A 12,007-nucleotide genomic window follows, 5' to 3' on the forward strand; every position below is an offset into this window, starting at 1 on the left:
CTGACCCACGGACGGCCCGACACCACCATGTTCGACCACCACGCCACCCCCTGCCGCAGCCTGGTGCTGTTCGGCGCCACCGGCGATCTCGCGCGCCGCATGCTGTGGCCGTCGCTGTACGCGCTGCACCATGACGGGCTGCTGCCCGAATCGTTCGCGCTGATCGGCGCGGCCCACTCGAAGTACGAGCCGGCGAAGTTCGCCGAACTCGTGCGCAAGTCGGTGCTCGGCTCGGCCAACGCGGCCATGTTCGACGAGGCCAAGTTCGAGAGTTTCGTGGCACGGGTGAGCTACGTGTCGATCGACGCGTCCACCGATGGTGGCATGCAGCCGCTGCGCGACGCGCTGGCGCCGCACCCGGGTGGCACCATCTTCTACCTGTCCACGTCGCCGCACATGTTCGGCCCGATCTGCCGCACGCTGGGCGGCTGGGGCGTGCACCCCGACAGCCGCGTGGTCGTCGAAAAGCCCATCGGCACCGACGAGGCCAGCGCCAAGGTGGTCAACGAGGCCATCGCGTCGGCCTTCACCGAACCCCAGGTGTTCCGCATCGACCACTACCTCGGCAAGGAAGCGGTGCAGAACCTGCTGGCGCTGCGCTTCGCCAACGCCATCTTCGAGCCGCTGTGGAACGCCAACGCCATCGAGCAGGTGCAGATCACCGTGGCCGAGACCGTGGGCGTGGAAGGCCGCTGGGGTTACTACGACGGCGTGGGCGCGCTGCGCGACATGGTGCAGAACCACCTGTTGCAGCTGCTGTGCCTGGTGGCCATGGAACCGCCGGCGAGTTTCACGCCATCGGCCGTGCGCAACGAGAAGGTCAAGGTGCTGTGGTCGCTGCGGCCCATCACCGCGGCCAACGTGGGCACGCACACCGTCACCGGGCAGTACGCCGAAGGGTTCGCCGGTGGCGAGTCCGTGCCGGGCTACCGCGAGGAAACCGGCGCCAACAAGACCAGCGACACCGAAACCTTCGTGGCGCTGCGCGCCGAGATCGACAATTGGCGCTGGGCCGGCGTGCCGTTCTACCTGCGCACCGGCAAGCGCATGCAGCGCCGCTCGAGCGAGATCGTCATCCACTTCAAATCGGCGCCGTACAACATCTTCTCCGGCATCGGTGCCACGCTGCAGCCCAACGTGCTGATGATCAAGCTGCAGCCCGAAGAGATGATCACGCTCAGCCTGATGCACAAGCTGCCGGGCCGCAACGACATGCAGCTGGGGCAGGTGGGCCTGAACCTGTCGCTCGGCGACAAGTTCACCGGCACCCGCCGCCGCATCGCCTACGAGCGCATGCTGCTCGACGTGCTCGCCGGCAATCCGTCGCTGTTTGTGCGCCGCGACGAGGTCGAGGCCGCATGGAAGTGGATCGACGGCATCGTCGAAGGCTGGCGGCAGACCGGTCAGAAGCCGCGTGGGTATGGTTCCGGTTCGTGGGGGCCGAGTGCCGCCATCGGCCTGCCCGAGCGGTTCGGGCACACCTGGAACGAGTGATCGCGGGCCGCTTCAGGCGGCCCAGCGCGCGGCGAGCCAATCCCCAAGGCGGGCCGCCAGCGCCCGCGCGCCCCAGCCTGCCGCGAGGCATGCCGGCAGCAGCAGCAATCGCCCGCCCATCGGCAACAACGCCGTGGGCATGCGCAACTGCAGTAGGAACGCCACCAGCATGCACCACAGGGCCAGCCGATCGCCCAGGCGCTGGGTGACCCAGGCCACGGCCACCGGCACAGCGACCACTGTGGCCGCCGCGAACGACCGCACGGCCCGCCAGGGTGCCGCACGCCGACGCTCGCTGGCCAGGGTGTCCAGCCAGCGCAGGAACGTGCCACGCCGCCACAGGCGCGAGCCGGCCAACACCCATGCGACGAGCAGCACCATGGCTGGCACTGGCAGGCCGCCGCTGATCAGGTACGCGTAGGCCAGGAAACCCGTCGCTACCAGGCCTTCCTCGATCGTGTCCGGCAGGGCCAGGACCACGCCGAGCAACGCGAGTGCGGCCGAGCCCCAGTACAGCGCATCGACCTCGAGCGGACCCGACGCGGCCATGCCGGCCGCACACAGAAGCAGGATCCCTGCGCCCCAGGCAGCGCTGCGGCGAGGGCGCGACGGTCGTGCGAAGGTGCGCCACTTGTCCACCGCCGATTCGGTTGATGCCCGGAACCGCTGGGCGGCACCCAGGACGGACGCCGCGCCCAGCACGGCCACCGCGCCCATCGTCATCGCCGAGGCCGCAGTGAAGATGGCCAGGAGGATCGGCGAGCCTTGAAGCAGCGCGGCCGCCACCAAGGCGGCCAACAAGGCCATCGCCCGCATCGCTCGGCCGCCGGACAGCGCTTCGTGCACTCGCCGGTGGTCGACGCGGCTGATGCCGAGGCCGCCCAGCAGGTCGCGCCCCGCCGTGGCGGGTGGGCGCTGCTGCTCGGGCATCCGGAGCATGGTTTCGAGTAGCGTCCATTGGGCGCGGATCACCTCGTCCCGCAGGGCCCCGACCAGCAGGGCCCGCATCCAGTCGCCCGACCTGATGACCCGGTGCAGGCGCATCACCTCGTCGAACTGTGCCAGGAAGGCCGGATCCGTCACCGGCTCGTTGAGGTTGGACAGCGCGCGGGCCAGGGCCTCCATGCGCGGACGACCCATCAGGCGCTCGAGGCGGAAGTCGCGGTCCGCCCACCCGAAATGGTCGCGCCAGGCCATGACCAGGCGCACCGGGATCTCGTTGACCTGGATGGCGACGTCGGCGAACCGAACTGACGCTTCCTGCTGCGCTCGCAGCGGGAGCAGGTTCAGTTGGCGGGTGAGGTCTGGCAGCAGTGCGATCGCTGCTGCCTCTCCGTGGTCGCGGACGGTGAGCACGACGTGGGCACACAGCGCTTCGGGCGGGACCCAGGTGGGCAATGCCGGTTCCACCTCGGGCCTCGGGGCGGCTGGCTTCGCTGGTTCGGCAACAACGACAGCGGCATCGCCATCGGGATGCACCGCGCGACGGGCCGCCTGCAACAGCCGGTCGAACGCCTCGCGCAAGGCTTGGTACGCCGCCGCATCGTCATCCGGCCGCGTGGTGCGAAGCGTGAGCGCGTAGGCCCGCTTGATCGCGATGACGTCCGAGGTGGGGCCGTCGAGGCCCACGCGCTGCCAGTCGTTCATCGGGACCGCTCCACGAGCCAGCGCCCGGCCGCCAACGCGCCGCTGCGGGCGTAGAACGCTACCGAGATGCAGATCAGCAGCAGCATCGGGGGCGCCACGTTCACCGGCAACGGGCGCATCTGCGCCACCGCGGCCACGAGCATGCTCCACAGGATCAGGCGGTAGCCCCACCACGAGGCCAGCCACGCCACCGCCACGGGGATGCCGACCACGGCGGCGGCCAGCGCGCGGGGCGGGGTCAACCCGCTGTCCACCAGTTTCTGGAACCGCCCGTTGGACAGCAGCGGGATGCCGCTGAACAGCCACGCGGCCAGCAGCACGGCGTGCGCCGCAGGCAAGCCCCGGAGCACGAGCGCCAGGTAGCCGAGGGCGCCCAGGCCGACCAGCGTCGCGTCGACGTCGTCCGGGACCGCGAGCACCGATCCGGCCACCGTGAGGCTGAAGGCCACCACGAGCCACCCCGGTGCGTCGTGGCCCGCCTGGGCCCAGAACGCGGCGGCACCCGCCGCCATCAGCAAGAGCCCCACGTTGGGTGCCCCGCCGAGGTGGCCTCGGGTGAGCCGGTGCAGGAACCGGCTGCTCGCACCGGCCGCCAACTGCCGGCGCCAGTGCACCGCTTCCCGGGCGAACCAGGCCACGCCCGACACGACCAACGCGCCCACCCCCATGAACATGCCGCTACAGAACACCGCCAGCACCAGGTCGATGTCCTCGAAGCGCATGGCCGCCGCGATCACGCCGGCCAGCAAGACCATCCGGAGCGTGCGCGACAGGCCGAGGGCGGAGGCCACCTGGGCCTGGTCCTGCGGGGTCATGTCGAGGGCGGCGAGCAGGCTCCGGCCGGGCTGGCCGAGCTGGCCGTGCAGCGCCCCTTCGGTCAGTGACTCCACCGTGGCCAGCTGCTGCCGTACGGCCTCGTCGGCGAACGTGGCGAACAGGCGCGCGCGGGCGCGGTGGCCTCGCTTGACCAGCCGGTCCACGGTCTTCAGGTCGGTGAACCGCTCGAGCACCGCGGGGTCGGTCTCGGGGGCAACCAGGTCCGCCAGCGTGAAGGTGAGTGCATCGGCGCGATCGGGTCCGAGCAGGCGGGCGGCGCGGTAGTCGCCCAACCAGCCGAAGTGGTCGCGCAAGGCCACCTGCACGGCCACCGGCAGGTCCCGGTGGGCGATCACGGCATCGGCGAAGCGGACGGACGCCTCGTCCTGCGCCTGCAATGGCAGCGCGTGCAGTTCGTTCATCAGCTCGGGCAATGCGATTTCGGTGGCGGCCGGACCCCGCGTCTGGAACCAGGTGACGAACTGGGCACACAGGTGCTGCGGTGACGGCCCCGATCGCGGCGGGAGGTCGGTGGGGGCGATCTCGATGGCCGGGGCCGGCGGCAGGGGCTCGGCCTTGGCCTTGGCCTCGGCCACCGGGTGCACGCAGGGAGATGGGAGATCGTGCGCCGCCTGTTTCGTGGCTGCCAGCAGGCGGTCATAGGCCTCCCGGAGCGCCTGGTAGCCCTCGGGATCGTCGTCCGGGCGGGTCAAGCGCAGGCGCCTTGCGTACGCCCGCTTGATGGCCATGGGGTCCCGCGATGGGCCGTCGAGGCCCACGCACTGCCAGTCGTCCATGGCTGCGCTAGAAGCGGAAGCCGCTGTCTATGCTGTCGAGGGCGTCCTTGAACCCGCGGCGCGACGTGCGCACGATGCGTTCGTCCTGGGTGTCCAGCGCGGTCTCGAACTGGTTCATCCACGACTGGATCGCGGTGCGCTCCTCGCCCAGGCGGTCCTCGTACAGGCGTTTCGCGCGTTCCAGCAGGTACCGGTTCTCCTCCTGGTCGCGCGGGTGGCGCTTGAGCAGGCGCAACTGGGCCAGTGCCGCCTCGACCTCGGCGTCCGACATCTCGGTGGCGCTGTTGCGCACGAGGGTGTGGGCCGTCTTGCCGGTGCCCGACTCGCGGACGTCCACCTCGAGCAGGCCGTTGTGGTCGTAGGTGAACCGGACCGCGACCGACACGCTGCCGGCGGGCCCGGGTGACACCGGCACGTCGAGCTTGCCGAGGTGCAGGTTGTCCGACGCGACGGGCGACTCGCCCTGGCGGATGTCGAGGCGCACGAGCGACTGACCGTCCTGCATCGTCCAGTAGGTCTGCATGCGCGACACGGGCACGGGGGTGTTGCGCTCGATGATCGGGGAGAAGCGGTCCTCGACCACGCGGCTGCCCACGCGCTCGTTGACCACCACGCCGAGCGAGTAGGGCATCACGTCGGTGAGCACCACCTCGTCCAGGGCGGCGTCGCGCGCCTTGAGGCCTGCCTGGATGGCCGCACCGTGGGCGATGGCCAGGTCGGGGTCGATGGTGCGCAGCGGCAGGCGCTGGAACAGGCGTGTGGTGAGGTGCCGCACCATGGGCATGCGCGAGGCGCCGCCCACGAGCACCACTTCGCCGAGGGCCTGTGCGTCGATCTGGGCGTCGTTCAGCGCGCGCTCGATGGGGCGCCTGAGCCGCTGCAGCAGCGGTTCGCATGCCGCCTCGAAGTCGGCGCGCGTGACCGGGCAGGTGTGCACCACACCGTCATGCTGCAGCGACATCGTGGCCGAGTCCTTGTCGCTCAGGTCGCGCTTGGCCTGCTCGATGGCGCGCCACCCGAGGCCGCCGCGCAGCAGGGCCTCGCGGGCGGGCGCCGGCAGCGTGGTGCAACGTTCGGTGAACAGCCGGGCCAGCGCGTGCAGGAAGTCTTCGCCACCGAGGCGGGTGTCGCCGGCGCTCGCCCGCACCTCCACCACCCCTTCGAAGTACTCCAGCACCGACACGTCGAACGTGCCGCCGCCCAGGTCGAACACGAGGAAGGCGGTGTGTTCGGCACGTTCCTGCAGGCCGTAGGCGAGGCCCGCTGCCGTGGGTTCGTTCAGCAGCCGTTCCACCTTCAGCCCGGCCAGTTCACCGGCGGTGCGCGTGGCCCGCCGCTGGGCTTCGTTGAAGTATGCGGGTACGGTGATGACGGCTTCGGTGACGGGTTCACCGAGGAACGCCTCGGCGTCGGCCTTCAGCGATTGCAGCACCAGCGCCGACAGCTCCTCCGCGCGGAAGGTGCGGGGGCCGAGCGTGATGCGGTGGTCGGTGCCCATCCAGCGCTTGAACGCCTGGACGGTGCGGTCAGGATGGGTGGAGGTCCGTTCGCGGGCGGCATTGCCTACCAGCAGGTGGCCTTCGTCGTCGAGGCTCACGGCCGACGGCGTGGCGAAGTCGCCCAGCGCGTTGCGGATCAGCTGGGGCTGCCCGTCCTTGAACACACCGACCAGGCTGTTGGTCGTTCCGAGGTCAATGCCGATGATCATGTGCACGCGGGGTTGTCGATGTCGCGCGGCAGGATAACAGCCCGCCCATGCAGGTGGTGCGCAGCCTGTCCTGTCTCCGCTAGAGTTGTTCCGCAGGAGGCGCACCATGACCACGACACACCCACCGCGCCACGAGGCCTCCGGGCCCGGTTTCGTGCTCCGGCACCTGATGGGGGAATACTCGCTAGGCCGCTCGTACTGGGTGCACACGGTGCTGCTCGGCGGGCTCGTCACCGTGGCGGGTGGCATGCTGCTCGGCCGCCTCGGTGAACGCTACGGGCTGCGCTACCTGTCGATCGGGGTCATCGTGTTCGAGGTAGGGGTGGTGGCGGTGTGGCTGTGGGCGCTCGCCGGCACGTGGATGGCGTCGTTCCGGCACCTGATGGGACGTGGCAGCAAGCTGTGGGCCGTGCTCGCGATGCTGTCGCTCACCGCGGCGTCCGTCAGCACCGTGCGCGAGGCCGCGCACATGCGCCCGTTCATCACGGAACACTGGGCCACCGCGATGGGGCGCCAGCCCGCGGGAGACTTCCACATCGAACTCATCGACGGCGGGCAGGTGGTGGCGTTCACCGGCGGGGTCAACGAGTCGGCCGCGGCGGCGCTCGACCGCGCCATCGCCAACGCGCCGAAGGTCACCACCGTGCGGCTCGAATCCCCCGGTGGCTGGTTGCGCGAAGGTGAACGCATGGCCGAGGTGGTGCGCCGCTACGGCCTGCGCACGCGCATCGAGACCGAGTGCCATTCATCGTGCACGCTGGTGTTCCTTGCCGGCAACGACCGCACCATGGCACCCGGCGCCAAGCTCGGCTTCCACCGCGGCCGCGCCATCGGCGGCGGCGACCCCGACGAACCGCCCGACCGCCGCGAGGCCGCCATCTACCTGCGGGCGGGGTTGACGCCGGCATTCGTGCGGCGCATCCTCGCCACGCCCCATGCGTCGATCTGGGTGCCGTCGCATGAGGTGCTGTACCAGGCCGGGGTGCTGACGCGTCGGGGGTGAGATGATGGCGGGTCGCTTTTTCGTGAGCCCGCCCCCATGCCCGCCCTCGACACCCTTGCTGCATTCTTCGGCGTTTCCGTGCTGTTGTGCCTGAGCCCCGGCCCGGACAACGTCTTCGTGCTGTTCCAGTCTGCGCTCAACGGCCGCAAGGCCGGGCTGAGCGTGGTGCTCGGCTTGTGTTCCGGCCTGCTGGTGCACACGGCGGCGGTGGCGTTGGGCCTGGCCGCGATCGTGGCCGCATCTGAAACCGCGTTCACCGTGCTCAAGCTCGCGGGCGCGGCCTACCTCGTGTGGCTCGCGTGGCAGGCGTTCCGCGCACCGGTGGGGCCGCTGTCGGCGCAGGCCGAACCGGCCAGCTTCGGGCGCATGTACCTGCGGGGCGTGGTGATGAACCTCAGCAACCCGAAGGTCACCATCTTCTTCCTGGCCTTCCTGCCGCAGTTCGTGGACCGCACGCAGGGCGGCACCGCGCTGCAGGTGCTGTGGCTGGGCGCGGCCTTCATGGTGGCCACGCTGCTGACGTTCGGTGCCATCGCGGTGTTTGCCGCCACGTTCGGGCAGGCGCTGCAGCGTTCGACCCGGGCACAGCGGGTGCTCAACTGGGGCGCCGGCACGGTGTTCCTCGGGCTGGCCGCGCGCCTGGCCATCTCCCAGCGCTGACCGAATTCAATCGCAAGAGTCGGGGTGATCGGCAGGCCCCCTCCCGGCACGATGGGCACTCCGCTAGATTGACGAGGTGCCCATGAAACGAGATCTTCCTCCCACCGACGACGCCCTGTGGGCCGCCGTCGCGGCGCGCGACGGGTCGCAGGACGGCCGGTTCTTCTACGGCGTTGCCACCACCGGCGTGTTCTGCCGCCCGTCGTGCGGTGCGCGGCTGCCACGGCGCGAGAACGTCACATTCCACACCACCGCCGAAGCCGCGGTGCAGGCGGGCTTCCGGCCGTGCAAACGGTGCCGGCCCGACGGCCCCACGCGGGCCGAACAGCAGGCCGGGCAGGTGACCCGGGCGTGCCGCCTCATCGAAACCAGTGAAAACGAGCCGGGCCTCGATGCGTTGGCCGAGGTGGCGGGCTTGAGCCCGCACCACTTCCACCGCGTGTTCAAGGCCGTCACCGGCATCACGCCCAAGGCGTATGCCCGGGCCCACCGCACCGGCCGGCTGCGCGAGACGCTGGCCCAGGCACGCACCGTGACCGGCGCGCTGTACGACGCGGGCTATGCCTCCAGCGCCCGGTTCTACGACGAGGCGCCACAGGCGCTGGGCATGGCGCCGCGGACCTACCGGCAGGGTGGCGCCGACACGGCCATCCGCTTCGCCCTGGCCCAATGTTCGCTCGGCGCGCTGCTGGTGGCGGCCACCGACGTGGGGCTGTGTGCCATCGCACTGGGCGACGATCCCGCCGTGCTGCTGCGCGACCTGCAGGACCGGTTTCCGCAGGCCGAACTGCAGGGCGCGGACGCGGCGTTCGAGCTGCAGGTGGCCCGTGTCGTGGGGCTCGTCGAACGCCCCGGGGCGGGGGCCGAGCTGCCACTCGACATCCGGGGCACCGCGTTCCAGCGGCGGGTATGGCAGGCGCTGCGCGAGATCCCGCCGGGCACCACCGTCAGCTACGCCGAGCTTGCGCGCCGCCTGGGCGCCCCCACCGCGGTGCGGGCCGTGGCGTCGGCGTGTGCCGCCAACACGCTCGCGGTGGCGGTGCCGTGCCACCGGGTCGTGCGCAGCGATGGCAGCCTGTCGGGCTACCGCTGGGGTGTCGACCGCAAGGCGGCGCTGCTGGCACGCGAAGAGGGCGATCGATGACCTTGCCGTCCATCGACTGGGCGCGTGTCGAGCACGACCTCGACGCGCAGGGGCAGGCGGTGCTCCCGGGCCTGCTGGACGTGGCGCAGTGCGAGGCGCTGGCCGCGATGTACCCCGACCGCAACCGGTTCCGCAGCCGCGTCGTGATGGAACGCCACGGGTTCGGGCGCGGGGAGTACCAGTACTTCGCGTACCCGCTGCCCGAGCCGCTGGCGTCGCTGCGGCCGGTGCTGTATGCACGGTTGCAGTCCATCGCCAACCGGTGGAACCACACGATGGGCGTGGCCGTGTCGTACCCGGCCGACCACACCACGTTCCTCGAACGGTGCCACGCCGCCGGGCAGGTGCGGCCTACGCCGCTGCTGCTCCAGTACGGCGCGGGCGACTACAACTGCCTGCACCAGGACCTGTACGGCGAGCACGTGTTTCCGCTGCAGGTGGCGGTGCTGCTATCGGCGCCCGGCACCGACTTCACCGGCGGCGAGTTCGTGATGACCGAGCAGCGGCCGCGGATGCAGTCGCGGCCCATGGTGGTGCCGCTGGGGCAGGGTGACGCCGTGGTGATGGCCGTGCACCACCGGCCCGTGCAGGGCACCCGGGGGCCGTACCGCGTGCAGCTGCGCCATGGCGTGAGCGAGGTGCGCTCCGGGCACCGGCACACCGTGGGCCTCATCTTCCACGACGCGGCATGACCGGTGACCTCTTCGACGGCACCGACCAGCCGCTCGCGCCGGGGGCCGTGCTGCTGCGCGGTTTCGCGCGGGAGGTGGCGCCAGCGCTGGTCGACGCGGCCCGGGCGGTGATCGCCGGCGCACCGCTGCGCCACATGGTGACCCCGGGGGGGCTCGAGATGGGCGTGGCGATGACCAACTGCGGTCCGCTTGGCTGGGTGTCCGACCGGCGCGGGTACCGGTACCAGGCGGCGGACCCGCTGAGTGGCGCGCCATGGCCCGCCCTGCCCGAGGCATTCCGCACGCTGGCGCTGGACGCCGCCGCGCGCGCAGGTTTCCCGGGGTTCGTGCCCGATGCCTGCCTCGTCAACCGCTACGCGCCCGGCACACGGCTCTCGTTGCACCAGGACCGCGACGAGGCCGACTTCGGCGCGCCCATTGTTTCGGTGTCGCTGGGCCTGCCCGCGGTGTTCCTGTTCGGCGGCCTGAGCCGCGCGGATCGCCCGCGCCGCCTCGCGCTCGCGCATGGCGACGTGGTGGTGTGGGGTGGCCCGTCGCGGCTCGTGTACCACGGTGTCGCGCCGCTGGCGGCGGGTGACCACCCGCTGCTGGGCGCGCAACGCATCAACCTGACGTTCCGGAAGGCCGGGTAGCATCCTGCGGGTGCAAATCCCCCACGACCGTTCCCCCTCGACCACCACGGTGGCCCTCGCCGGCCTGTTTTCGCTGGCGGTGGCGATGGGCATCGGCCGGTTCGCGTTCACGCCATTGCTGCCGGTGATGCTGGCCGAAGGGGTGGTGGACCTGCCGGGTGCCACGTGGCTCGCCACGGCCAACTACATCGGCTACCTGCTCGGGGCGCTGATGTGCTCGGCGCAACCGCTGCTGTGGGCGCGGTGGGGCCGGCCGCCGCTCGATGCGGCGCGCTGCGTGCGCGGGGGCCTCGCGGCCACGGTGCTGCTCACGCTCGGCATGGCGCTGCCGGTGCCCGCCCTGTGGCCGCTGCTGCGGTTCCTCGCCGGTGTGGGCAGTGCGGTGGTGTTCGTCTACACGTCGGGCTGGTGCCTTGGCCGGTTGACCGCGATGGGGTCGCCGTCGAAGACGGGGGTGATCTACATGGGCCCGGGTGCGGGCATTGCCGTGAGCGGCCTGCTGGTGAGCGCGATGGTGCTGGCCGGCGGTTCGGCCGCGGTGGGCTGGGCCGTGTTCGCCGCGCTGGCCGCCGTGTTGACCGCAGTGGTGTGGCCCACGGTGCGGGGAGCGGCCGACCACCGCACGGCCGCTCCGGCCGCCGCCGGGCGGTTCACGGCGGAGAAGCTGTGGTTCGTGCTGGCCTACGGCCTCTCGGGGTTCGGCTACATCATCACGGCCACGTTCCTGCCGGTGATCGCACGCGAGACCTTGCCGCCGTCGTTCTGGCTCGGCCTGTTCTGGCCCATCCTGGGCGTGGGAGTGATGGCGGGGGCCTTGGCTGCCACGCGCCTGCCGCGCCGCGTCGACTTCCGCGACGCGCTGGCCGGGTGCTACGTGGTGCAGGCCGTGGGCGTGGTGCTCGGTGTGTGGGTGCCGGGCCTCGCGAGCTTTGCCGTGGGCAGCCTGCTGGTGGGGCTGCCGTTCACCGCGATCAGCTTCTTCGGGATGCAGGAGGCTCGCCGGCTGTCACCGGTGGCGCCGGCCGGGCTGATGGGGCTGTGCACCGCGGTGTACGGCCTGGGCCAGATCGCCGGGCCGCCGCTGGCAGCCTGGCTGGTGCACGGCAGTGCTTCGCGCGCGGCGGGCTTTGCGCGGGCGCTCGAAGCGGCCGCGGCGTCGCTGGTGCTGGGCGCCGTGATCCACCTCGTGCTGGCGCGGGTGTGGCCCCGGCCAGCGGTTCAGTGAAGGCGGATGGAGCCGAGGCCCAGCAGGCCGATCACGCCGATGGCGATCAGGTAGATCGCGACGATGAAGTTCAGCAGTTTGGGCATGACCAGGATCAGGATGCCGGCGAGCAGCGAGATCAGCGGGGTGAGCGACAGGTGGATGTTCAAGGTCGATCCTCGAAAGACAACGAAGCGGGCACTGTAGCGC

The 12,007-nt window shown here is 71.3% G+C and carries 11 protein-coding genes; 7 read left to right on the top strand and 4 right to left on the bottom strand.

Features of this window, described 5'->3' with window-relative positions; genetic code table 11:
* Nucleotides 1-27 precede the first annotated feature (27 nt).
* Entirely contained in the window at nt 28-1,494 is a 1,467-nt protein-coding gene (gene zwf, locus ASC87_RS08295; RefSeq protein WP_056659490.1) for a glucose-6-phosphate dehydrogenase, read from the top strand.
* Between the two features lie 12 nt (nt 1,495-1,506).
* Here the strand turns inward: zwf and ASC87_RS08300 are convergent, their stop codons facing one another.
* Genes ASC87_RS08300 through ASC87_RS08310 form a run of 3 tightly spaced genes read right to left on the bottom strand, consistent with a single transcriptional unit; the run spans nt 1,507 to nt 6,462 of the window.
* A complete protein-coding gene (locus tag ASC87_RS08300) occupies nt 1,507-3,141 on the bottom strand; it encodes a hypothetical protein (protein WP_056659492.1) in 1,635 nt (544 codons plus the stop codon).
* Complete coding sequence (locus ASC87_RS08305; RefSeq protein ID WP_056659494.1) at nt 3,138-4,754, bottom strand: hypothetical protein; 1,617 nt, start codon at nt 4,752-4,754, stop codon at nt 3,138-3,140. The genes ASC87_RS08300 and ASC87_RS08305 overlap by 4 nt, the downstream gene beginning before the upstream one ends.
* 7 nt (nt 4,755-4,761) lie before the next feature.
* Nucleotides 4,762-6,462 carry an Hsp70 family protein gene (locus ASC87_RS08310; protein ID WP_056659496.1) on the bottom strand — a complete coding sequence of 567 codons (1,701 nt, stop codon included), beginning with the start codon at nt 6,460-6,462 and terminating at the stop codon, nt 4,762-4,764.
* 106 nt (nt 6,463-6,568) lie between these two features.
* On the opposite strand from ASC87_RS08310, the gene ASC87_RS08315 reads away from it, so the two are divergent.
* The 6 genes from ASC87_RS08315 (at nt 6,569) to ASC87_RS08340 (ending at nt 11,818) form a co-directional block, all read left to right on the top strand.
* Nucleotides 6,569-7,465, top strand: coding sequence for a hypothetical protein (locus ASC87_RS08315; RefSeq protein ID WP_056659497.1), 897 nt, complete (start codon nt 6,569-6,571; stop codon nt 7,463-7,465).
* A 36-nt stretch (nt 7,466-7,501) separates the two neighbouring features.
* Nucleotides 7,502-8,125 (top strand): LysE family translocator, encoded by a 624-nt coding sequence (locus ASC87_RS08320; protein ID WP_056659498.1) that lies wholly within the window; start codon nt 7,502-7,504, stop codon nt 8,123-8,125.
* Between the two features lie 82 nt (nt 8,126-8,207).
* The gene (ada, locus tag ASC87_RS08325) at nt 8,208-9,269 is read left to right on the top strand and encodes a bifunctional DNA-binding transcriptional regulator/O6-methylguanine-DNA methyltransferase Ada (protein ID WP_056659499.1); all 1,062 of its coding nucleotides are present in this window, start codon (nt 8,208-8,210) and stop codon (nt 9,267-9,269) included.
* The gene (locus ASC87_RS08330; RefSeq protein WP_056659501.1) at nt 9,266-9,961 is read left to right on the top strand and encodes a 2OG-Fe(II) oxygenase; all 696 of its coding nucleotides are present in this window, start codon (nt 9,266-9,268) and stop codon (nt 9,959-9,961) included. The genes ada and ASC87_RS08330 overlap by 4 nt, the downstream gene beginning before the upstream one ends.
* Nucleotides 9,958-10,593 (top strand): DNA oxidative demethylase AlkB, encoded by a 636-nt coding sequence (gene alkB, locus ASC87_RS08335; protein WP_056659503.1) that lies wholly within the window; start codon nt 9,958-9,960, stop codon nt 10,591-10,593. The genes ASC87_RS08330 and alkB overlap by 4 nt, the downstream gene beginning before the upstream one ends.
* A 10-nt stretch (nt 10,594-10,603) precedes the next feature.
* Complete coding sequence (locus ASC87_RS08340) at nt 10,604-11,818, top strand: YbfB/YjiJ family MFS transporter (RefSeq protein WP_235582106.1); 1,215 nt, start codon at nt 10,604-10,606, stop codon at nt 11,816-11,818.
* On the opposite strand, the gene ASC87_RS30645 is transcribed toward ASC87_RS08340, so the two are convergent.
* Entirely contained in the window at nt 11,812-11,967 is a 156-nt protein-coding gene (locus ASC87_RS30645) for a DUF3096 domain-containing protein (protein WP_082568487.1), read from the bottom strand. The two genes, ASC87_RS08340 and ASC87_RS30645, sit on opposite strands and share 7 nt — an antisense overlap.
* Between the last annotated feature and the right edge of the window lie 40 nt (nt 11,968-12,007).

Origin of the sequence: Rhizobacter sp. Root1221 (assembly GCF_001425785.1) — a bacterium.
Taxonomy (GTDB): Bacteria; Pseudomonadota; Gammaproteobacteria; order Burkholderiales; family Burkholderiaceae_C; genus Rhizobacter.

What these genes read in the sequence shown, in the direction of transcription:
- zwf (WP_056659490.1), top strand. Translation starts at nt 28, where the DNA reads ATGTTCGACCACCACGCCACCCCCTGCCGCAGCCTGGTGCTGTTCGGC.
- ASC87_RS08300 (WP_056659492.1), bottom strand. Translation starts at nt 3,141, where the DNA reads ATGAACGACTGGCAGCGCGTGGGCCTCGACGGCCCCACCTCGGACGTC.
- ASC87_RS08305 (WP_056659494.1), bottom strand. Translation starts at nt 4,754, where the DNA reads ATGGACGACTGGCAGTGCGTGGGCCTCGACGGCCCATCGCGGGACCCC.
- ASC87_RS08310 (WP_056659496.1), bottom strand. Translation starts at nt 6,462, where the DNA reads ATGATCATCGGCATTGACCTCGGAACGACCAACAGCCTGGTCGGTGTG.
- ASC87_RS08315 (WP_056659497.1), top strand. Translation starts at nt 6,569, where the DNA reads ATGACCACGACACACCCACCGCGCCACGAGGCCTCCGGGCCCGGTTTC.
- ASC87_RS08320 (WP_056659498.1), top strand. Translation starts at nt 7,502, where the DNA reads ATGCCCGCCCTCGACACCCTTGCTGCATTCTTCGGCGTTTCCGTGCTG.
- ada (WP_056659499.1), top strand. Translation starts at nt 8,208, where the DNA reads ATGAAACGAGATCTTCCTCCCACCGACGACGCCCTGTGGGCCGCCGTC.
- ASC87_RS08330 (WP_056659501.1), top strand. Translation starts at nt 9,266, where the DNA reads ATGACCTTGCCGTCCATCGACTGGGCGCGTGTCGAGCACGACCTCGAC.
- alkB (WP_056659503.1), top strand. Translation starts at nt 9,958, where the DNA reads ATGACCGGTGACCTCTTCGACGGCACCGACCAGCCGCTCGCGCCGGGG.